Raw genomic sequence first — 22138 nt, 5'->3', positions numbered from 1 at the left:
GCGACGCGCCGGAATCAGCCGAGTAGGCCTCGTTCGTGAGGTCGGAGGCGCCGGAGTCCGAGTCGTCGGCGCGGCGTCGGCGGGAGGGAGGCGAGTCGGCGAGGTGCGAAGCACCGGAATCAGCCGAGTAAGTCCCGCCCGTGCCGTTGGCGCGGCGGTGAGAAGAAGACGAGTCGGCGAAGTGCGACGCACCCGAGTCCGGGTCGTCGGCTCGGCGTCGGCGCGAGGCGGGCGAGTCGGCTAGGTAGGACGAATCCGAGTCTGAGTCGTCGGCTCGGCGGCGGCGGGAGGCGGGCGCATCCGCATCCGCGTCCTCGGCACGGCGCCTCCCGGTGGGAAGCGGGTCCGCGAGATGGGAGGCACCCGAGTCCGCGTCATCAGCTCGGCGCCGCCGCGAAGGAGGCGAGTCGACAAGGTGAGACGCGTCGAACGCGGTGAGACCCGCGTCTTCGGCGCGGCGGGAGCCCGAGCGGCCGGAGGGGCGGTCTGGACCTGCGGAGTGGCCGCCGGAACCCGGTTCCGGGTCGCCCGAGTAGCGGCTCGGCGTGCCACCCGAGTAGCCCGAGCTGCCGTAAGACCGCGGCTCGGCCCGTCGCGAACCAGGGTCGGAGTCCTCGGAATCGAAAGTCGGCCGTTCACCCGTGTGGCGTGCGACGACGTCGGAGACGCTGATGCCGCCCTGGGTTTCCATGGAGCGGCGGCGGCCGGCGCGGGGCGTGGCGGCGTCCGAGGGGCTGTCCGAGTGGCGACCGGTGCCGGGGCGGGGGCGATCGTCGGGCACTCGGACTCCTTTCGCACTTCGGGCACTTACGAACCGGCGGCAGCGCCTTTCGTTCCGGCTCTCCCACGGGCACGTCGTTCCTCGGGAGGTTTTCGTTATCGTACGGATACCCGCCGTTCGTGACGACACCCTCCCGCGAATTTCTTCACCATGAGTCGACCCAACACGGCCCGAAGCGGACGAACAGGTGAAGATTGGAGCAAGCGAAAGGGAGTCAGCCCGCCTTTTCGTTACTCAGAGTGGGTAATACGCGTGTCGTTTCGCGGTCGTGATAGGCGACTTTGTTGCGCCCGGCGCGTTTGGCCGCGTAGAGGAGGTTGTCGGCGCGCAGGAGTTGCCGCTGAGCGGACACCGGGCCGGCGGAAGAGTGCGCGAGGCCGGCGCTGATGGTGACTCGCAGGCCGGGCTGAAGTTCTGACCAGGGGTGACGAGCGACCCGCGTGCGGGCGGCCTCGACGATCCGCACGGCCCCCGGCGCGTCGACGCCCGGCAGCACGAGCGCGAACTCCTCACCGCCGTACCGGGCGCAGAACCCTTCGGGCGGAAGCTCTTCCTGCAGCAGGTCGGCGACGCGGCAGAGCACGCGATCGCCGAGGAGGTGACCGTACGTGTCGTTCACGTGTTTGAACCGGTCGAGATCGATGAGGGCGACGGCGAGGCCGCGCGAGGCCGGCAGCCCGGGCAGCCGCTCGTCGAGGTAACGCCGGTTATAGCTCGACGTGAGCGTGTCCCGCAGGCTGCCGGCCCTCGCGATGTCGAGCGCGGACCGCAGGTGTTCGTACGCGCGCCGCCAGTCGCCCTGCTTGGCGAACATGCCGGCGATGGTTTCGTGCAGGCTCAGCAGATCGGGAGCGGGTGCACCCGCCGTGAGCTCGTCCTCGGCCGCCACACCCACCTCCGCCACCTCATGGTTGTCGTCGTAAAGGAGCGAGGTCTTGAGACATCGGTACGCGCGAAAGCGAATATCGCTCAAGTGGACGACGAGGGCCGGATTTTGTCACGCACCGAAGTTCTGTTGCCCCAACGACGAAAAGGGTTTCTTGTCCTTGAGCTGCGCGTACTGGTCCTTGGCCCAGTAACTCACGTTGACCTCAGTGCTCTCGAGCAACTGTGTGTAATCGGGCCAGGAGATCCACCGCCAGCCACCGACTTCCTCGGGGTTCGGCTGGGGGTCACCGTCGACCCAGGCGACGAACACCGGGCAGAACTCGTTCTCCACGATCCCCTGGAACGGCGGCGTCCGGTACCGGTACTTCGGCAGCACGCACTCGAGGTCCTGCAGCTCCGGCAGCCCGATCTCGTACGCCGCACGCCGGCGCACGGCGTCGGGCAGCGACTCGCCGGGCGCGGGGTGCCCGCAGACGCTGTTGGTCCACACCCCGGGCCACACCTTCTTGTCCAGTGCGCGTTGCGTGATCAGCAACGCCTCGTCCGAACGGCGCAGCACGTAACACGAGAACGCGAGGTGCAGCCTCGTCTCGCCGTGGTGGCTCGCGAGCTTCGGTCCGGTCTCGCCCGTCGGCACGCCGTCTTCGGTGACGAACACGACGCGCTCGGACTCGGATTCGGTGATGGTGTCCACGTGACCACTGAACACCAGTGCTCCACGGACGAGGTACCGCAAGGCGGGTGGCCGCGCGGTTCACCCCGTTTCGGGTAGTCGACCGGCACGGTCCGTGACCACCGTGGCCAGTCCGCGACAGCGCATGACCGCGATGGGTGAACGGCGGAGTCCGAAGTGGACGAAAGGCCAGGAGAAACGCGAACGGGCGCCGCCGCCCGACACCGTCCGTGACCCGACAAGGTGATCATGGCCCGATTCTGACCCGCCGAACCGGCACGGTCCGTGACCGTCGTGGCCCGGTCCGCCGCACCGACTGACCGCGACGGGTGAACGCCCGAGTCCGAAGTGGACAAAACGCCGGGCCGCCGCCCGAAGCCCGCCGTGACCGCGAGACCCGGCACGGTCCGTGACCGCCACGCCCGGCCCACCCCACCGCATGACCACGACGGGTGAAACGATCTTCCCGACCGATCCGAATTGGACGGATGTCAGTAATACTTCCCCTGTGCCAACGAAACCCGGGCCGGCTCCGTCGTCAGTGGCCGCCGAGGTGCTCGACGATCAGAGTGGTGAGGGCCTCGGGGGCTTCTTCGGCGACCCAGTGGGACACGTCCTCGAGCATCTCGAACCGGTACGGCCCGGTGACCCAGTTGGCCGTGTCGAACGCCGCGGTGGAGCCGAAAGCGACGTCTTCGGTCGACCACACGTAGAGCGTCGGCACCTCGATCTTGCCGATCTTCCCGCCGGGACGCCCGCCGCGATACCAGTTCAGCGCGGCGGTGAGCGCGCCCGGCTCCTCGAGGCGCCGCACGTACTCGTCGATGCGGCTCGGCGGGATGCGGCGCTCGAAGATGTCGCGCAGGGCGCGGGCACCGTCGGCGAGCATCTTGCGTTCGGTGGCCGGCGTGGCGCGCCACTCGGTCATGTACGCCGACCGCAGGTGCTGGTCCTCGTCGGTCTTCAGCGCCGCCGAGAGCGCCCCCGGGTGTGGTGTGGACACGACCGTGAGGCTGCGCAGCCGGCCGGGGTGAGCGTCCGCGGTCCACCACGCGACGGCTCCGCCCCAGTCGTGCCCCACGAGGTCGAACTTCTGCCAGCCCAACGCATCCGCCATTGCCACGGCGTCGTCCACCAGGGTAGAAATACCGTACTCCGCCGCTCGTTCAGGTCGAACGTCCGGCGAGTACCCACGCTGGTCGGGCGCCACCGCGCGGTACCCGAGCACGCCGAGGGTCGCCACCTGGTGTTCCCACTCCACGGCGGCCTCCGGGAAACCGTGGAGCAGCAGCACGGGGCGACCGTCCTCCGGCCCGGAGGCGATCGCGTCGAAAGAGCCTGCTTCGGTCGGGATGCTGAGCTGGTCGATCACGGCTCGCACTCTACGGGGGGACACCGACACTTTCCGGCCATGGCCTCCGAGGCAGATCTGGGCGGACAAAGGGGCAAGGGCCGGACCGATCCGGTCAGTCGCACCCGGGCCTTGCTGGGCCATGTCCTGTTTGTCCTGTCGTGAACACCGTTGCCCCCGCGTCCGCGAGGCCGTGTCCATAAGGGAACAACAGAGCGACAGGATTCGCCCACTCACTTACCGTTACCTCGCCGGCTCCGGTCAGCCTTTTCGAACCTCGGAAGTGTGAAGCGGCGTCACGGCAATTGCGCTGAACCGTCGTCACGACGATGTCGTGTTGATGGCGAGCAGCTTCGACTACATGTCGACAACCGAAGAACAACCAACCAGAGGAGAAGAGCATGGCTTCGCAGGACGGCGCCAAGGTCGATACCGGGATCATGCGCCAGGGTGCGAGCACCATCACCAGCACCGGTGACGGCATCACGAGCACCGGCGGCCAGGTCGACTCGACGATGCAGGAACTGCTCGGCACCTGGCGGTCCGACTCGGCCACGATCTTCCACCAGGCCATGGGGGAGTTCGACAACACGGTCAAGAAGATCGTGCAGCGCCTGACCACCCTTTCCGAGCACGTCACCCAGGGTGCGGCGGACTACGACCGCGGCGACGAGGACAACACCTCGACCGCTCGCGCGCAGTCGGCTGCCATCGGCGGCGGCGGCCTCAGCGGCTTCTGATCGGCTCGTAAACCTACCCCCGGCTTTTCCTGAGAGGACAGATCCATGGCTCTGGGCAACTTCCAGATCAACTTCGCCGTGATGGGCGACACCGTCAACACCGCCAAGCAGCAGGCGCAGCAGATCACCTCCCTGCTGGAAGAGATGCACAGCAAGATCCAGGCTCAGCGCGAGCACTGGACCGGTTCCGCGGCCGACGAGTTCCAGTCCACCTACGAGTGGTGCCACGCGCAGGCCCAGGTCCTGCCGCAGGCCCTCGATGCCGCTTCGCAGACCCTGTCCCACATCAACGAGGGCACCTCGCACACCGAGAGCGGCAACGCGCAGCGGTTCGCGCAGCGCTGATGCCGGCGTCGCGGGTCCCCGGGGCGCGGTGGGTCACCCGCCGCGCCCTCGGTGTCCCCACCGGGTCCGCAGACCTGAAAGGACAGTGAACACCCATGACCTACGGAACGAACGACGGTTCGACCACCGGCACCCCCGGTGGAACACCGACGACGAGCGGCCCGTTCAAGAGCCCCGGGGACCAGAACCCGCCCGACTTCGGCGACCAGTGGATCCCGCAGGGCAACGTCACCACGCCGCCGGCGGTCCCCGGCGGGGCCGACCACCCCGGCAAGGGCGTGACCACGGTCAACACCGAGGCGATGCGCACGTTCGCCACGAACATGCAGACCCTCGCCGATGGCCCGCTGAAGGACCTGCCCGGCCAGCTCGACGGCATCACCGTGAAGCCGGGTGTCTTCGCCACGGCCAACAACAAGATCATCCAGCCGATCGTGGGCTCCGGCGGCGTGCGAGACACCACGCGCGCGACCATCCAGGACCTGATCACGTCGTTGCACGACCTGTCCGAGGCCGTGAACACGGCGTCGAAGGCCTACGACGACGCCGACGAGGCGAACAACATGACGATGGACAAGTACAACCAGTACTTCGGCAACGTCAGCAACGAGATCAACAACGCGGGCAACAAGCACAGCTGATCGACGTCCCGCGGGGCGGCGGTCCCAGGTTCCGGGTGAGCAAGTGAAGATGGAGCGGCAGTGACCAACCCGAACAACAGCAACGGGTTCCAAGAGGACGGCAGCGGCATCTGGCCGGACTCCAGCGGCAGCGGGAGGTCCAACGCCACCGGTGACCCCGGCAAGGACTTCGACGGCCTGACCTGGAAACAGATCGAAGCCGCGATCATCGGCGGCGGGGCCATGACCGGAGGCCAGGACAACCAGGACCGCGCCTACGGCAACGTCAACTGGCAGTCGCTGCAGGCCGCCGCCGGTGTCTTCAACACGACGCAGCTGAACCTCGCCGCCATCTCCCAGTCCATCAAGGACCAGACCGCCGCCCTCGCCGGCGACGACGGCCCGTGGAAGGGCACCGCTGCCGACAACTTCAAGGTCATGGCCACCAACCTGAGTGGCAAGTTCGACGCGCTCGTGCACATGATCACCGACGGCGGTGGCGGTGCGCGCGACATCCCGACGCAGCTGGTGAACTCCGCCGCGTACCTGCAGTGGGCGCAGAACACCCTGCGCTACATCGACAGCTACTACGCCGCGCAGGTCAACGCCCGCGGGCACACGCTCAACGACGGCCGCGCGCACATCGCGGACTTCCCCGACGCCGTCGACATGATGACCAACGACATGCGCCAGGTGGGCAACACCCTGGCCGGGCAGTACAACACCGTCGCGACCTCGAGCTACAGCCCGCCGCCTCCGGGACAGGCCCCGCCGCCTCCGCCCCCGAACCTTCCGCCGCCTCCGGGCGGCGACGACCTTCCGCCGCCCCCCAACATCCCGCCCCCCGCCGACGTGCCGCCGCCCGGTGGCGCCGGTGGTGGTGGCGACGGCACCGGCGGTGCGGGCGACGTGCCGCCGCCGAGCATCCCGCCGCCCCCCGGCGGGATCGGTGGCGACGGCGGCGGTGGCGGCAACCCACCGCCGCTCAACGCGGCTGCCATCCCGCCGCCGCCCGGCAACATCGGCGGCGGCTCCGGCGGCGACGGCGGCGCGGGAGACCCGCCGCCGTTCAAGAACCTTGACGTGAAGCCCCCCAACTTCGACTCGACCGGCGGCGGCCCTGGTGGCGGCCCCGGGGGCACCGGCCTGAGCAACTTCGACACGACATCGCCTCCGCTGACCTCGCCGAACATCCCGCCGCCGCCCGGTTCGATCGGCGGCGACAACGGGGACCAGAACGGCGGGCTCGGCAACATTCCTCCGCTCACCTCGCCGAACCTGCCGCCGCCGCCCGGTTCGATCGGCGGCAACAACGGCAACCAGAACGGCAACAACGGCCTCGGCAACATCAAGCCGCCGTCGATCCCGCCGCCACCCGGCGACGTCAAGGGCGGCGGTGGCCTCGGCAACCTTGGCCTCGGCAACACCGGCGACGGCTCGGGTGGCACCGGGGGCGCGGGTGGGCTCGGTGGCATCAAGTCGCCGGCGATCCCGCCGCCTCCGGGCAGCTCCGGCCTGGGCAACAACCTCACGGGCAACGCGCTGAACCCGGCCGACCTGCCGCCGGCCCTGCAGACGGGTGACAACCAGAACCAGGGCGGCCTCACGCCGCCGCCGATGATGCCGCCGCCGAGCGGCACGGGTGGCGCGGGCGGTCTGGGCAACCAGGGCAGCGAGCGGCCGGACTCCGCGGGCCTGCTCGGTGGCGTGGACAAGCCGTGGCTCACCGACATCCCGAAGGGCATCGGCGACCCGACCTCGCTCGGCGACACGCCGCCGCTGAGCCAGGCTTCGTGGGCGCCGCCTCCGGGTCTGTCCGGTGGTACGGGCGGCACGGGTGGTGCGAACTCCGACGGCCTCGGTGGCGCCGGCTCCGACGGTCCCGGTGGGATCAAGGGCCTCGACTCGAGCAACCTGGTGCCGCCGCCGGATCTGCCGCAGTCGCTGACCGATCCGAACAGCACGAACGGACCTGGCCAAGCCGGTGCGGGTGGCGCGGGTTCGGGCATGCCGATGATGCCGCCCGGTGGTGCCGGTGGTGGCGCCGGTGGCCTGGGCAACCAGGGCAGCGAGCGCCCGGATTCGGCGGGCCTGCTCGGCGGGATCGACAAGCCGTGGCTCACCGACGTCCCCCAGGGCATCGGCGATCCGACGTCGTTCGGCGAAACCCCGCCGATGGAGTCGGCTTCGTGGGCTCCGCCGCCCGGGGCCACCGGTGGTCTCGGCGGCTCGGACCTCGCGGACGCGGGTGTCGGCGGTGGCGCCGACGGCGTGAAGGGGCTCGACTCGAGCAACCTCGTGCCGCCGCCGGATCTGCCGCAGTCGCTGAGTGACTCGAACGGCACGAACGGACCGGCCACGGCCGGTGCGGGCGGCGCGGGTTCGGGCATGCCGATGATGCCGCCGGGTGGCGCGGGCGGCGGTGCGGGCGCGAACACGCCGGCCGCCGACCGGCCCGATTCCGCCGGCCTGCTCGGCGGCGTGAACACCGCGTGGCTGGCCGACTCGCCGGCCGGCGTCGGTGACCCGAGCTCCTTCGGGGACACGCCGCCGTCGAAGTCGGCCGACTGGGCGCCACCGTCGCTGTCCTCTGTGGACGGTCTCAGCACGCCCGAAGCCGGCACCACCGGCACTCCGGGGATGGCCGCGCCGCCGCAGAACGGCACGGGCGGTCCGGCGCCGACCGGCGACGCGACCGAGCGGCCCGACTCGGCGAGCCTGCTCGACGGCACTTCGCAGCCGTGGACGGGTGGCCAGGTTCCGGCGGGTGCCGGCGACCCGGCCGTGGCCGGCGACACCCCGGCCGCGCCGGCGACGTCGTGGTCCACGCACCCGGATCCGGTTCCGGCCAACCCGGTCCCGGCCGAAGCGACACCGGTCGCCGTCACGCCGGTCGTGCACCCGACGCCGGTTCAGCCGACGACCGTCGACGCGACTCCCGCCGACCCGGCCCCGGCCGCCACTCCCGGCGACCTGGCCCCGGTCGCGGGCTGGGGCACCGGCGACCAGCCGGCCGCCGGTTCGAGCTGGTCGACGAGCGCGGTCCCGGCCGTTCCGGTGGTCATCCCGCCGGTGCAGGCGGGCTGGGGCGTGGCCGGTTCGGCCACCACCCCGGCGACCACCGCCGCGCAACCGACGCAGAGCGCGCAGAACACCCAGAGCACGCACACCGAAAAGCACGACGACCGCGAAGGCGCGATCGCCGGCGGGGTCGGCGGCGGTGAGCCCGACGAGGTGCGGGTCGCCGTGGTGCAGGCCGCGGAGGTCGTGGACACGTCAGCGTGGGACACCGGCACGGCCGACTTCCTGCCGGGTCTGCTGCCCTCGTCCTACGGACAGCGCGAGGAGCGAGAAGAGGACCTGGTCACCGACCTCGTGGAGCGCTCGGACAAGCCGTGGCGCCCCGCGGGCGGCACGGAGGACTCGCCCCAGCTCTCGACGTACCAGCGCGTGCGGGTCGGCGAGGGCGAGTTCTACAGCGACGAGATGGCCACCTGCGCACCCGGACCCGCCACGGTGCCCCTGGAGTCCGAAGAGGACACTGCGGAAGCCGAAGACGGTGAAGAGGAAGAAGAGGTCGAACGCACGATGGCCGACCTGCTGAGCCAGGACGAATCGGCGTGGGGCCGCCCGGCGAGCAGGCCTTCGGGCGTGCTCGAGTGACGGACCGATCGGGGAAGGAGGTGCACCGGTGAGTACGGAAACGGTGAAGCGCGGCCCGCGGGTCGCGGGTCCGGAGCTGCCCGAGGGGCAGGAAGACCTGCAGGAACCACCGGTGCTCGCCGAGCCGGCGGCCCGGGACTTCAACTCGCTGTTGATGATGCTGCCGATGGGCATCGGGTCGATGGTGATGATCCTGGCGTTCTCGGGCGTCGGCGGTAGTTCGCCGATGACGTACGTGCTCGGTGGCGGCATGGGCGTGTCGATGATGGCCATGAGCCTGGGCCAGCTCTCGCGTTCGGCCGGTGAGCGCAAGCGGAAGATGAAGGCCGAGCGCCGCGACTACCTGCGCTACATCGCGCAGGTGCGCGACCGGGCCCGGTCCACCGCGGAGCTGCAGCGGCGGGCGGTGGCGTGGAACAACCCGTCGCCGGATTCGCTGTGGTCGCTGGCGATGGGGCCGCGGCTGTGGGAGCGGCGGGTGAGCCACGACGACTTCGGCCGCGTGCGCATCGGGCTCGGTTCGCAGCAGTCGGCGCTGGAGCTGATGCCGCCGGTCACCAAACCGATCGAGGACCTCGACCCGCTGTCGGCGATCTCGTTGCGGCGCTTCACCGAGACGTACCGGACGCTGTCGGGCATCCCGACCGCCGTGGGGCTGCGCAGCTTCACGAGCGTGGAATTCGACGGTGACCCGGAAGCCGCCGTGGGGCTGGTGCGGGCGATGCTCGCGCAGCTGATCACGTTCCATTCGCCCGACGAGCTGCGCGTGGCGGTGCTGACGACCGAGGCCGCCCAGCCGCAGTGGGACTGGGTGAAGTGGATGCCGCACAACAACCACCCGACGTTCCGTGATCCGGCCGGCCCGTTGCGGCTGCTGGCGACGGACCACGACGAGCTGATGGACATCCTGGGCCCGGACGTCGCCGACCGCGACGACCACGACAAGTCGGTGGGCCCGACCACGAGCGAGCCGCTCGTGGTGATCGTGGCGCACCTGGCGCCGATCCCGGAGTCTTCGCGGCTGGTCGGCGCGGGCCTGCGCAACGTGGTGCTGCTCGACGTCACGGGCGCGTTGCCCGGTGGCCCGAAGGTGCTGCGGCTGACCACGAAGGACGACCTCGTCGAGTTCCCCGCCGGCACCGGCGCGGGCTCGGCGTTGCGCGACGAACTGTCGGTGACGCAGGTCGAAGGCCTGGCGCGGCTGCTGGCGCCGAAGCGCACGAGCGGCACGCTGGAGATCGCGGAACAGCCGCTGGAGAGCGACTTCGGCCTCACGGCGCTGCTGAACATCAAGGACGTGCACACGTTCGACATCCCGGCCCAGTGGCGGCCGCGCGCGGTGCAGCGGGCCCGGATGTCGGTGCCGATCGGCGTGACCGAAGAGGGCGAGATCGTCGAGCTGGACCTGAAGGAGTCGGCGCAGGGCGGCATGGGCCCGCACGGCATGCTGATCGGCGCCACGGGTTCGGGCAAGTCGGAGCTGCTGCGCACGCTCGTGCTGGGGCTCGCGGCCACGCATTCGTCGGAGATCCTCAACTTCGTGCTGGTGGACTTCAAGGGTGGCGCGACGTTCCTGGGCATGGACCGGCTGCCGCACACCTCGGCGATGATCACCAACCTCGCCGACGAGCTGCCGCTGGTCGACCGCATGCAGGACTCGCTCAACGGTGAGATGGTGCGCCGGCAGGAACAGCTGCGGGCCAGCGGTTACCCGTCGCTGTACGAGTACGAGAAGGCCCGCGCGGCCGGTGAGCAGCTGGCGCCGATGCCGACGCTGTTCCTGGTGGTGGACGAGTTCTCCGAGCTGTTGAGCGCGAAGCCGGAGTTCATGGAGCTGTTCGTGTCCGTCGGGCGCCTCGGGCGAAGTCTCGGTGTGCACCTGCTGCTCGCGTCGCAGCGGCTGGACGAGGGCCGCATCCACCGCGTGGAAGGCCACCTGTCGTACCGGATCGCGCTGCGCACGTTCTCCTCGATGGAGTCGCGCAGCGTGATCGGGGTCGGCAGCGCGTACGAGCTGCCGTCGGAGCCGGGCAACGGTTTCCTCAAGATCGACACCACGAACCTGGTGCGCTTCAAGGCCGCGTACGTGTCCGGTCCGGTGCCCGCCGGCAACGGCGAGGGCCACGCCGACGCCGCCCGCGTGAGCCGCGAGGTGGTGCCGTTCTTCACCCAGGCGCGCCCGAGCCGGTTCATCATCCGCGACGACGAGCCGGATCCCGCCGAGAAGAAGCTGTCCGATGTGGACGCTCTCGACGCGGCGCCGGTCGGCCCGACGCTGGCCGACGTGTTCGTCGACCGGCTCACGGGCGCGGGCCCGGCGGCGCGTCAGGTGTGGCTGCCGCCGCTGGCGGAGTCGCCGAGCCTCGACTCCCTGCTGCCGAGTGTGCTGCCCGACCCGGTGCGCGGCATGAGCGTGCAGGACCCGGCGCACCACGGCCGCCTGCGGGTGCCGATGGGCATGATCGACCGGCCGTTCGAGCAGGTGCGCGAGCTGCTGATGGCCGACCTGTCGAGCGCCGCCGGCCACGTGGCCGTGGTGGGTGGCCCGAAGACCGGCAAGTCGACGATCGTGCGCACGCTGGTGCTGGCGCTCGCGATGACGCACACGCCGGAGGAGGTGCAGTTCTACGGACTGGACTTCGGCGGTGGCGGCATCATGTCGATCAGCGGCCTGCCGCACGTCGGCTCGGTCGCCACGCGCCTCGAGCGCGACCGGGTGGTGCGGACCATCGAAGAGATCTCGCAGATCATGGAGTACCGCGAGAACGTGTTCTCCGACCGCGGGGTCGAGTCGATGGAGGTCTACCGGCAGCTGCGCCGCCGCGGCCAGGTCGACGACCCGTTCGGCGACGTCTTCCTGGTCGTCGACGGCTGGTACAGCCTGAAGAACGACTACTCGGAGCTGGAGCAGAAGATCGGCGAGCTGGCTTCGCGCGGTCTGTCGTTCGGCATCCACGTGGTGATCGCGTCCACGCGCTGGTCGGAGATCCGCCCGTACCTGCGCGACCTGCTGCAGACGCGGTTCGAGCTGCGCCTCGGTGACCCGATGGAGTCGGAGATCGGCTCGCGCAAGGCCAAGACGGTGCCGAACCAGCCGGGCCGCGGCATGACGCCGGACGGGCTGCACTTCCTCGCGGCCCTGCCGCGCATGGACGGCAGCTCGGCGACCGAGGACGTCGCGGCGGCCACCAAGGCGGTGGCCGAAGAGGTGCACACGTTCTGGCCGGGCCGCAAGGCGCCGGCGGTGCGGATGCTGCCGAACACGCTCCCGATCACCGAGCTCCCGCGCCCGGACGGCGATCTGCGGATCGCGCTGGGCCAGGACGAGCAGCGGCTGTTGCCGGTGTGGCACAACTTCGAGGCCACCCCGCACCTGCTCACCTTCGGCGACAACGAAACCGGCAAGACCAACCTGCTGCGGCTGGTCATCCGCTCGGTGCTCGCGCGCTACCAGCCGAGCGAGGCGAAGATCGTGCTCGCCGACCCGAGCCGCATGCTCGACACGGAGGTCCCCGAGGCCTACCGCGTGGGCTACGCGACCACCACCGAGACGCTGCAGGAGCTGGCCGCGCAGGCGAGCGTGTCGCTGACCCCGCGCGTGCCGGACCAGAGCATCACCGCCGACCGGCTCAAGCGCCGCGACTGGTGGACCGGCCCGCGGCTGTTCTTCGTGGTCGACGACTACCAGCTGCTCACCGGCGGCATGGGTTCGCCGCTCGAACCGCTGCTGTCGCTGCTCTCGCAGGGCGCCTACATCGGATTCCACCTCATCGTCGCGCGCAGCACCTCCGGCGTGATGCGGGCGCTGAGCGACCCGGTGATCCGCCGGGCGTGGGAGCTCGGCAGCCCCGGCGTGGTCTTCTCCTACCCCAAGGAAGAAGGCAAGTTCCTCGGCGAGGCGACACCGCGCAACCTGCCCGCGGGCCGCGCGCAGCTCGTGACGCGCCGCGGGGTGAAGCTCATGCAGACCGGCTACGTGCCACTCGGCGCGGAAGCCGAACAGCAGCAACTGGTGGGCGGCCTGCGATGAGCGCTGACGGCTACCGCTTTTCCGAGGACGACACTCGCGCTGGAAGGAGCCGACGTTGACCGCCATGCAGGGCGAGCTCTGCCGGATCACGGTGTACGGGCCGCAGGGGCGGGCCGATCTGGCCGTGCCGATGTCGGTGCCGCTGACCAGTCTGCTGCCGGTGCTGCTGCGCCACACCGGCGGCCGTGAGGACCTGGCCGACACGTGGGTGCTGCAGCGGCTCGGCGAGGCTCCGCTCGACGCGGCCGGCACGCCGGAGTCGCTGGACTGGAAGGAAGGCGAGGAGTTCCACCTCTGCCCCCGCCAGGACCCGCTGCCGGAGCTGGACTTCGACGACATCGCCGACGGCATGGCCACCGCCGTGAGCCGTCAGCCGGGCCGCTGGAAGCCGGAGTTCAACCGCTGGCTGTTCCTCGGCTTCGCGATCTTCGCGCAGGTTGTGCTCGCGTGGCTCCTGCTCATGCCGGGCCCGCTGGGTCTCTCGGCGATCGGGACGGCCGTGGTGGCGCTCGGCCTCGTCGTGGCCGCGGTCGCGTGCGGGGTGCGCTCGGACGACGCGGCGCTGCTGCTCCTGCTGGGCCTCGGCGGTTGCGGGTTCGCCGCGATCGCCGGTGCCGTGGGCGTGGCCGGTGTCGACGCGGCGTTCGACCTGCAGGGCGCACCGATCCTGGTCGGCTCGCTCACGTTCGCGCTGGCCGGCGGCCTGATCATCGGCGGGCGCGCGGCGTGGTCGCCCGGGGTGCCGTTCGTGCCGTTCGGCGCGGTGGTGGCGACCGGCGTGGCCGGGGCCATCTCGATGTGGCTGCACCTCGGCGCCGGCATGACGACCACGCAGACCGCCGGCCTCGTCACGGCCGTGCTCATCGCGGTGCTCGTGTTCGCGCCGCGCATCGGCATCCGCTTCGCGCGCATCCGCGGCCCGCAGCTGCCGCGCACCGCGTCGGAGCTGCAGTACGACATCGAGCCGGCGCCGGCGGAGCAGATGGTGAAGCAGACGGCCTACGCCGACGGTTACCTCACGATCTTCTGCATCGCCTCGGCGGTGGTGTTCACCTGCGCGTTCCCGTTCCTCGCGGAGCAGGACCTGTTCCCGAAGGTGCTGGCGTTCCTGGTGGCCGCGGCGGTGCTGATGCGCTCGCGCGCGCTGCTCGGCGCGTGGCAGCGGGTGCCGCTCTCGGTGGCCGGCTCGATCGGGCTCGTGCTGCTCGCGGTGTCGCTGGTCGACCCGATGGCCGCCAACTGGCGAGGGGTGTCGGCCGGCGGGCTCGGGCTGGTGTTCTTCCTGCTGGTGCTGGCGATGCTGCGGCCGCCGCCGCGGCGCCTGCTGCCGATCTGGGGCCACCTGGCCAACTGGACCGAGACGTTGAGCGCGGTGGCGGTGATCCCGATCCTGCTGCAGCTGTTCGGGGTCTACGGCTGGGCGACCGGACTCACGGCGTGAACGGGGTGAGCTGACATGGTGCAGACGCAGAAGGACCACGTCGAGGCGTATTCGTTCCTCATCGGACGGATGACCTCGGCCCTGGTGCTGGGCGACGCGAGCCACCTCGACGTGCCGGCCAAGCGGACGTGGAACGGCCTGCTCGGCGGCGCGCTGCTGGCGCTGCTGATCGTGGTGGGGTTCTTCGTCTACGGCCTGATCGCGCACCACACCGGCGGAAGCGCGCCGTCCGCACCGACGGGCGGCCCGGGCGGGCCGTCGCACACGGTGCGCATCCCCACCTGAACCAGCGGATCACGCCGCACGTGACAGTTTGTGCCGGGAGCTCGGGCCGGTGCCGGCAGGAAGGACGAAGCTGACCATGGACCTCTCGCTCGTGCGTCGCGGGACCGGTGCCGCCGGCACCACCACCCTGGACAAGCAGACGGTCGGCAACGCTCTTGTCGTCCACCCCTCGACCGGGATGACCGACGAGGCCCAGGCGCTGGCGCTCGGCGTCGCGGCCGACACCGAGCACGACCTCGTGGTGGTGGACCTGCCGGTCGACTCACCGATCTCGCTGTGGGAATCGGTGGCGAAGGTGCTGCCGCGCCGCCGCCGCGGGGTGCGGCTGGTGATCGGCGGGCGGTCGCGGGAGACCTCGGCGCTGGCCGGGCAGTGGCTCTCGGAGCGGATCAACCGCACGGTGCTGGCGCCCGACGGCTCGGTGATCCCGAGCGCCGGCGGCGCGCTGTTCGTCCACTCCGGACGCGGCAGCGGCTGGGTCAAGTTCCAGCCGGGCCGCGCGCCGAAGTGGGAGGCCAAACGGTTCCCGCGCCCGTCGTGGGATTCCGGGCTCACCGCCGAGCTCACGTCCACCAGCTCGCGCGGGGTCGCCGAGCCGCTGCCGGGTGGCCTGTGGGTGCGGCCGGTGGGCTTCGACCAGCAGCAGCGCGCTCACCGCGCCGCGCTGGTGAAGGGCCTGCCCGCGCAGCACGACACGATGACGATCGTGCTGGGCTGCCCCGGCAGCCCGCCGCTCACGCTCGACGACGCGGCCCGCCTGTGGATGCGGCTGCCGGAAAACGTGCGCACCAACGCCCGGTTCGTGCAGTACGGGCCGATGTCGGTGCCCGCGGGGACCTCGCTGGGCCAGGCGCTGGCCGACCTGCTGGGCAAGGAGGTCGCGTTCTACACCGGCCTGCCCGTCGGCTCGCCGCAGTTGGTCGACGTGCGCACGGTGCTGTTCGACGGCCGTCTCGGCTGGACCACGTTCGTGCGCGAGATCGGCTACTCCCCGCGCGTGCCGCAGGGCGCGCCCGCGCCGATGCCGCGCCTGATCAGCCACCGCGCGCCGATCCACGGCCTCAACGAGGTCGCGCCGGCCGTGTACTGGTACGCGCCCGACGCCGTGATCGAGGTCGTGCAGTCGGGCCTGCTCGTGCGTTCGCCGCACGACGGCCGCGACACTCCGGCCGTGCGCGCGATGACGCTCGACAACTCCCTCAACAACCTGACTTTCGACGCGGCCAGTGAAGACGCCGCGGACCGCATGCGGATGCTGGCGCAGGACGTGCTCGCGCGGCTCGACGAGAACACCCGCCGGATGAGCCGCGTGCTGCCGGCGGCCGCGTTGCTGGCCGAACGCTCGCGTGCGCAGGTGACCAGCAAGGCCCTGGCCGAGATCGAGCAGGGTGACAGCGCGCCCACGCCGGCGCTGCTCGAGGCCGGCCCGACGGAGGTCGTGGTGCCGCGCGAGTACAAGCCGGCCGCGCCCGTGGACCTCGAGGTGGCCGCGGCGCCGGAGCCGGCGTTGCTGCGCTCGGAGCCGACGATCACGCAGCGGCTGGACCCCGGGGTCGGGGTGCCGCGGTCGCTGGCCGGGGGTGGTCCGATCACGATCACGTCGGCTCGGCCGCCGATGCTGCCGGTCGCGCCTGTGCCGCCGGGTTTGCCGACCTCGCCGGGTTCTCCCGGTGCGGAGAAGACTGCCGGGCCGTTCGGGGGTGCACGGGAGGACAAGCCGGCGGCGGGTCCGCACGGTGGGCCTGAGGTGCCGGCCGCGTTGGCGGGTCCGGCGGCGGCGCCGAAGTTCGGAACGCCGAGTGGGTTCGCGGGGCCGGGCACGTTCGCTCAGCCGCCGACCGGGTTCGCGGGTCCGAGCACGCCGCCCCCGCCGGCCGCGCCGCCGGTCGGGATGCCGTCGGCGCCCGTGGTTCCGCCCGCGCCGATGCCGCCCGCCGCGACTCCACCCGTGGGGATGCCGCCGGCCGCCACGCCGCCGGCCGGAATGCCGCCCGCGGCGACTCCGCCCGCCGGACTGTCGCCGGCCGCGGGGATGCCGCCCGCCGCCACCCCGCCGGTGGGAATGCCCCCGGCGGCGACTCCGCCGGCCGGGATGCCGCCTGCCGCGGGCGTGCCGCCGATGGCGCCGCCGCCGGTCGAGGCCGCGGAGCCCGTCGAGGATGCTCAGCACACCGAGACCGCCGAAGCCGGCACCGAGATCACGGAGCCGGCCGTCGAACCGGTTGTCGAGGCCATGGTCGAGGCGGCGGTCGAGGCCGTCGCGAAGGTCGAGAAGGGCGAGGCGCGGCTGCAGCCGACCCCGGATGCCGAGGCGACGGCGTTGCTGCCGAAGCGTGGCGCGGAAAAGGAACGCGAGTGGCTGCGCAAGTCGCTCGGCGCGGAGTACGGCCTGATGTCCAACGCCGTGGCCCGCGTCCTGTCCGAGCACCCGGGGTTCCAGGGGGCGCTGTCGACGTCGTCGGCCGAGGTGCTCACCGACGCGGTCGCCGTGCAGCTGTACCTGTCGGTGAAGGGCGCGGCCATCGACGGCGCGCTGCGCACCGGCGCCAACGGGCCGCACGTGCCGATCGCGCGCTGCGTGGTGGCGGGCCTGAGCCGGCTGCCTTCGCACCGCGGGCCGGCGACGTTCGCGACGTCGGTGTCGGAGTCCGAATGGGCCCTGTTCCGGGCGCAGAAGGTACTCACCGAGTGGGGTTTCCTCAACACGCTCACGCAACCGGCGTCTACTTTGGACGGCGACACCGACGTGCTGGTCTGGTCGATCACCGCGCGCCGCACCAAGCTGCTGGAACCCGTCGCGGGCGGGGTGGAGAACCGGGTGCTGTTCGTGCCCGGCACGAGTTTCAAGGTGCTGGACCTGCGGGAGCCCGCCGATGGCGCGCGCGGGCTGGTGCTGCTGCGGGAACTGACGTCGAGCGAGGTGGACGAGACCGGCAAGGTCGCGTCCGACCGGATCTCCCTCGACGAACTGGCGTTGGTGTCCCTGCGCCGGGAGCTCGAGGTGTGGGCCGAGGCCGACGGCAGGGAGCCGATCGCCGAGGTGGCCGCGCCGCGGTTCGGGGCGCTCCCGGGGCTGGTGTGAGCGTGGTGTCGAGGCGGGAGAGGCGGAGTCGATGAACCGACAGTTGCTCGTGGTCGGCGGTGATCGGCCGGGTGCGTTGCCGACCATCGGCGCGGCGCTGGCGCAGGCGCAGCCGGGGGCCACGATCAGTGTGAACCCGGGCCGCTACGAGGAGAACCTCGTGGTGGACCGCATGGTGTCGCTGGTCGCCGAGCAGGGTGCGGGCACCGTCGAGGTCGTGGCGAACGAGGGCAGTGTGCTCGTGGCCAACGCCGAAGCGGTGCAGCTGCGCGGGTTCACGCTCACCAGCACCGACAGCAACCTCGTGGCCGTCGACGTCGTGCGCGGCGAAGCGGCCCTCGACGACTGCCGGATCTCGGGCGCGTCCTGGGCGACGCTGCTCGCGCGCCTGCAGGGGCAGCTCGCGTTGCGCGGCTGCACGGTCACGAGTTCCGCCGGGGCCGGCGTGGTCGTGGCTTCGCCGGCGCAGAGCACGATCGAGGACACGGAGATCACCGACGCGGCGTCGTCCGGGATCGTGGTGGCCGAGGTCGGGTCCGTGGTGCTGCGCCGGTGTGCCGTGCGCCGCCCGCAGGGCAACGGGATCTGCGTGAACGGCGAGGCGGTGGCAGTAATCGAACACTGCGAGATCACCGGCGCACAAAAGCCCGCGATGGTGGTGGAACAACAGGGCCGCGCAACAATCACGGGGCTCACTGTGCGCGAAAGCGCAAACGTTGACCTTTATCTCACCAGCCAAGGCCGGATCTCGGTGGCGAACTCACAGTTCGTCGCCGCGCCGATGCAGGCCGCGCACGTGGCCGGGTCTTCGGCACCACTGCTGCGCGAGTGCGTGTTCTCCGGTGCCGAGCGCAACGCGGTGCAGGCGACGGCGAACGCGGCGCCGCAGTTCGTGGACTGCACGTTCGAGGGCTCGCCGGTCGCGATCCTCGTCGACGGCGAGGCGGCGCCGAAGTTCGAGCGCGCCACCGTGCGGGGTTCCACGCAGACAGCGGTGCTGGTGAACGCCGAGGCCGCCGTGAAGATCACCGGCCTGCGGCTGAACACCGACGCCGGGCCCGGGATCGTCCTTTCCGGACAGTCGCGGTTGGAGCTGGCCGACGCGTCGATCGAGACCGGCCGCGAGGCGGGGCTGGAGGCGACCGAGTCGGCGCGGGTGACCGTGGCCGACATCAGAGTGGGCTCGACCGCGGAACACGCCGTGACGCTCGGGGCGAGCACGCCGTCTTCGCTCACCTCGGTACTCGTGCGCGGGGGTGGCCTGCGGGTTTCGGGGTCGGCCGAGAGCGCGTTGCAGGACTGCGAGATCGCCGAGTCGAAGGGCGACGGGATCACCGTGGCCGGTGGGTCGGTGCTGACCGCTTCCCGATGCCGCGTGCGCAGCGCTCAGCGCAACGGTGTGGTGCTGGAAGAAGGTTCGCGCGCGTCGCTGGTCGAGTGCGAGGTGCTCGGCGCCGGTGGTGACGGGTTCCGGGTGGACACCCGCGAGCCGGTGACGATCCGCGACTGCGTGGTCAACGACGCGGGCGGCGAAGCCGTGCACCGCCTGGAAGACGACCAGGCCACTGTGGACAACGTGAGCACCGACCAGGTGCGGGCCGAACCCTCCGGGGGCCTCTCGGCCGAGTTCCCGTCGGCGTCCGAGCAGCCGTCCGCGCAGACCGTGAGCGACGCGGCGGGCGAGGTGCTCGACGGGCCGCTGGGCGAGCTCGAGTCGCTGGTGGGTCTGGCCGGGGTGAAGAAGGAAGTCACCGGCCTGATCAACCTGATCAAGATGTCGCAGATGCGCGAGCGCATGGGCCTGCCGATGCCGCCGATGTCGCGTCACCTCGTGTTCGCCGGCCCTCCCGGTACCGGTAAGACCACGGTCGCGCGGCTCTACGGCACGGTGCTCGCGGAGCTGGGGATCCTGTCGAAGGGCCACATGATCGAAGTGGCGCGCCAGGACCTGGTGGGCCAGTACATCGGTTCGACGGCGATCAAGACCACCGAGGTGGTCGAGAAGGCCATCGGTGGCGTGCTGTTCATCGACGAGGCGTACACGCTGGCCGCGGGTTCGGGCGGGTCCGGTCCGGACTTCGGGCAGGAAGCCATCGACGCGCTGATGAAGATCATGGAAGACCAGCGTGACTCGCTGGTGGTGATCGTCGCGGGCTACTCCGAGCAGATGGACCTGTTCCTGCAGTCGAACCCCGGTCTGGCGTCGCGGTTCACGCGCACGATCGAGTTCCCGAACTACAGCGTCGACGAGCTGGTGACCATCACCACCGGCCTCACGCGCAAGCACTACTACGAGCTGACCGACGACGCGATCACCGCGTTGCGCGAGTACTTCGAGCGGGTGCCGAAGGACGCGACGTTCGGTAACGGTCGTGTGGCCCGCAAGCTGTTCGAGGCCATGGTGAACAACCAGGCCTCGCGGCTGGCGCTGCAGCCGCCGTCGAAGGATTCGGAGCTCAACCGGCTCACGGCCGAGGACCTGCGGGCCGAGCTGGTGCAGCTGCCGGCCGCGGCGGCCGCCGCGGTGTCGGTGGGTTCGGACCCGGCTGCGGCGGTCGGCGCGAGCACGGGCTGGAACCGGCTGCGCACGCTCGTCGGCCAGGCCGGCGTGCGGGAGAACGCGCAGCGCCAGCTGGTGCGCCTCGGCGGGTTGAAGCAGGAGCGGCAGCCGCTGGGGCACGTGGCGAACCTGGTGATCAGCGGTGAACGCGGCTCCGGGCGGGCCGAGTTCGCGAAGCTGTATGCGCTGAGCCTGGCGGAGCTGGGGCTGGTGAACGTGGGCCAGCTCGTGCGCTGTTCGGTGGCCGCGGACCTCTACCCGCGGTGGCCGGGGCAGGCCGAGCACCTCGTGCGCACGGCGATGAACGACGCGAGCGGCGGTGTGCTCGTGCTCGATGTGGACGGTGACTGGGAGATCGCGACGCACAGCTCGGGCGCGGAGGTCGTCGAGGCCGTGGCGGAAGCTGTGACGCGTCGGCCGGCCGATCCGGTGGTGGTGCTGACCGGGCAGACCTCGCGGGTGGCGGCGCTGCTCGGGGTGGTGCCGGCGTTGCGGACCTCGTTCAGCGTGGGCTGGGAGCTCGGCGAGTACACAGTGGACGAACTCGCGGAGATCGCCGTGCGGCTGCTGGTGCGGCGCGGCCACGACGTGCCGGACGACGTGCGCGACGCGCTGGCCCACGAGCTCGCGTCGTCTTCGGAGCACACCGTGTACGCGGCCCACGAGCTGGCGCGGACGCTGTCGGTGGCGGCCGCTTCGCGCACGCTCGCGGCGGCCGACCTGCGGGGCATCCGCCCACCCGAGACCGGAGCGCTGGCGCTGGGCCCGGGCCTGGCGTCGGTCGGCTGAGGAGGTAACGCATGAGTTCGCCGTACCAGAAGATGCTGGACGACGCGATGGGCGCGTACCAGCAGCAGCGTGACCGGTTCGAGCAGAACCGCCAAGAGGTGGACGCGCTCACCAGCAGCGCCACGTCGGCTCGGCGCGAGGTGACCGCGACGGTTTCGCGCACCGGTGAGCTGACCGAACTTTCCTTCCCCACCAGTGTGTACAAGAGGATGGCGCCGGCCGAGCTGGCGGCGGTGATCGTGAAAACGGTCGAGGAGGCGCGGCAGAAGTCGATCAGCGCTTCCGCGGAGGCGCTGGCACCGATGCTGCCGCCGGGACTTTCCGCGCAGGACTTGGTGAACGGCCGGGTGGACGTGCGGTCGCTGTTCTCGGGACGCGTTCCCGGGATGGATGAAGGGAACCAGGCATGACTGACGACTTCTTCGTCGACGCCGACGGGCTCACCAACAGCTCCACCGGCTTCGCCCAGAAAGCGGCCGAACTGCAGGCGCTGGCGCAGCAGGTGCACGGCCTGGCCAACCCGGGCCGCGTGCTGGCGGCGGCCGGCAACGACAAGAACGGCCAGAACTTCGCCAACGTGCACCTCGAGGCGGCGAACAAGATCTTCACCGGCCTAGACGCGTGGGCCAAGGCGGTGGACGGCACCACGACCGCCGTGCGGGACATGGCCGACTCGTTCCGCGACGTCGACGAGGGCGCGACCGAGCTCGCCACCTCGCTGCGGCAGGACTTCACGCAGCTGAACTCGGACGTGACCGGTGGTGGCGGCGGTGGTCCCACGGCGCCGCTGGAAGCGCGTGAGGGCACGGCTCTGCGGCCGACGATTCCGTCGAAGCCGGCGAAGTGAGTCTTTTGTAGACTGTCCTATTGGGTCATGGGGTCGTTGGCTG

The 22138-nt window shown here is 71.2% G+C and carries 14 protein-coding genes; 11 read left to right on the top strand and 3 right to left on the bottom strand.

Annotated elements, in window-relative coordinates; genetic code table 11:
• Positions 1-995: 995 nt before the first annotated feature.
• The 3 genes from VSH64_RS34890 to VSH64_RS34880 form a co-directional block, all read right to left on the bottom strand.
• Positions 996-1685 (bottom strand): GGDEF domain-containing protein, encoded by a 690-nt coding sequence (locus VSH64_RS34890; protein WP_326838106.1) that lies wholly within the window; start codon positions 1683-1685, stop codon positions 996-998.
• Between the two features lie 93 nt (positions 1686-1778).
• Positions 1779-2363 carry an isopentenyl-diphosphate Delta-isomerase gene (idi, locus tag VSH64_RS34885; RefSeq protein ID WP_326567004.1) on the bottom strand — a complete coding sequence of 195 codons (585 nt, stop codon included), beginning with the start codon at positions 2361-2363 and terminating at the stop codon, positions 1779-1781.
• Positions 2364-2880: 517 nt separating this feature from the next.
• A complete protein-coding gene (locus VSH64_RS34880; RefSeq protein ID WP_326567003.1) occupies positions 2881-3714 on the bottom strand; it encodes an alpha/beta fold hydrolase in 834 nt (277 codons plus the stop codon).
• Between the two features lie 380 nt (positions 3715-4094).
• Between VSH64_RS34880 and VSH64_RS34875 the strand changes: the two genes are divergently transcribed.
• The 11 genes from VSH64_RS34875 to VSH64_RS34825 all read left to right on the top strand — a co-directional run bounded on the left by VSH64_RS34875 (position 4095) and on the right by VSH64_RS34825 (position 22095).
• On the top strand, positions 4095-4433 hold the full coding sequence (locus VSH64_RS34875) for a WXG100 family type VII secretion target (protein WP_326567002.1): 339 nt from the start codon (positions 4095-4097) through the stop codon (positions 4431-4433).
• A 45-nt stretch (positions 4434-4478) separates the two neighbouring features.
• Positions 4479-4778 carry a WXG100 family type VII secretion target gene (locus VSH64_RS34870; RefSeq protein WP_326567001.1) on the top strand — a complete coding sequence of 100 codons (300 nt, stop codon included), beginning with the start codon at positions 4479-4481 and terminating at the stop codon, positions 4776-4778.
• A gap of 95 nt (positions 4779-4873) precedes the next feature.
• On the top strand, positions 4874-5419 hold the full coding sequence (locus VSH64_RS34865; RefSeq protein WP_326567000.1) for a WXG100 family type VII secretion target: 546 nt from the start codon (positions 4874-4876) through the stop codon (positions 5417-5419).
• Between the two features lie 60 nt (positions 5420-5479).
• Complete coding sequence (locus VSH64_RS34860) at positions 5480-9061, top strand: hypothetical protein (protein WP_326566999.1); 3582 nt, start codon at positions 5480-5482, stop codon at positions 9059-9061.
• Positions 9062-9089: 28 nt separating this feature from the next.
• Positions 9090-13091 carry a type VII secretion protein EccCa gene (eccCa, locus tag VSH64_RS34855; RefSeq protein WP_326566998.1) on the top strand — a complete coding sequence of 1334 codons (4002 nt, stop codon included), beginning with the start codon at positions 9090-9092 and terminating at the stop codon, positions 13089-13091.
• A gap of 64 nt (positions 13092-13155) precedes the next feature.
• Positions 13156-14532: a type VII secretion integral membrane protein EccD gene (gene eccD, locus VSH64_RS34850; RefSeq protein ID WP_326838105.1), complete on the top strand. Its 1377-nt coding sequence runs from the start codon at positions 13156-13158 to the stop codon at positions 14530-14532.
• 15 nt (positions 14533-14547) lie between these two features.
• Positions 14548-14817, top strand: a complete 270-nt coding sequence (locus tag VSH64_RS34845; RefSeq protein ID WP_326566997.1) for a type VII secretion protein EccB — start codon at positions 14548-14550, stop codon at positions 14815-14817.
• A gap of 76 nt (positions 14818-14893) precedes the next feature.
• On the top strand, positions 14894-17899 hold the full coding sequence (locus VSH64_RS34840; protein ID WP_326566996.1) for a hypothetical protein: 3006 nt from the start codon (positions 14894-14896) through the stop codon (positions 17897-17899).
• A 31-nt stretch (positions 17900-17930) separates the two neighbouring features.
• Positions 17931-21248, top strand: a complete 3318-nt coding sequence (locus VSH64_RS34835; RefSeq protein ID WP_326566995.1) for a right-handed parallel beta-helix repeat-containing protein — start codon at positions 17931-17933, stop codon at positions 21246-21248.
• A gap of 11 nt (positions 21249-21259) precedes the next feature.
• Positions 21260-21658, top strand: a complete 399-nt coding sequence (locus tag VSH64_RS34830; protein ID WP_326566994.1) for a YbaB/EbfC family nucleoid-associated protein — start codon at positions 21260-21262, stop codon at positions 21656-21658.
• Positions 21655-22095, top strand: coding sequence for a hypothetical protein (locus VSH64_RS34825; RefSeq protein ID WP_326566993.1), 441 nt, complete (start codon positions 21655-21657; stop codon positions 22093-22095). Before VSH64_RS34830 ends, VSH64_RS34825 begins: the two co-directional genes overlap by 4 nt.
• Positions 22096-22138 lie beyond the last annotated feature (43 nt).

The sequence above is a fragment of the Amycolatopsis rhabdoformis genome, assembly GCF_035918295.1.
GTDB classification, from domain to species: Bacteria; Actinomycetota; Actinomycetes; order Mycobacteriales; family Pseudonocardiaceae; genus Amycolatopsis; species Amycolatopsis rhabdoformis.
This window is presented reverse-complemented; position numbering and strand designations above follow the sequence as displayed.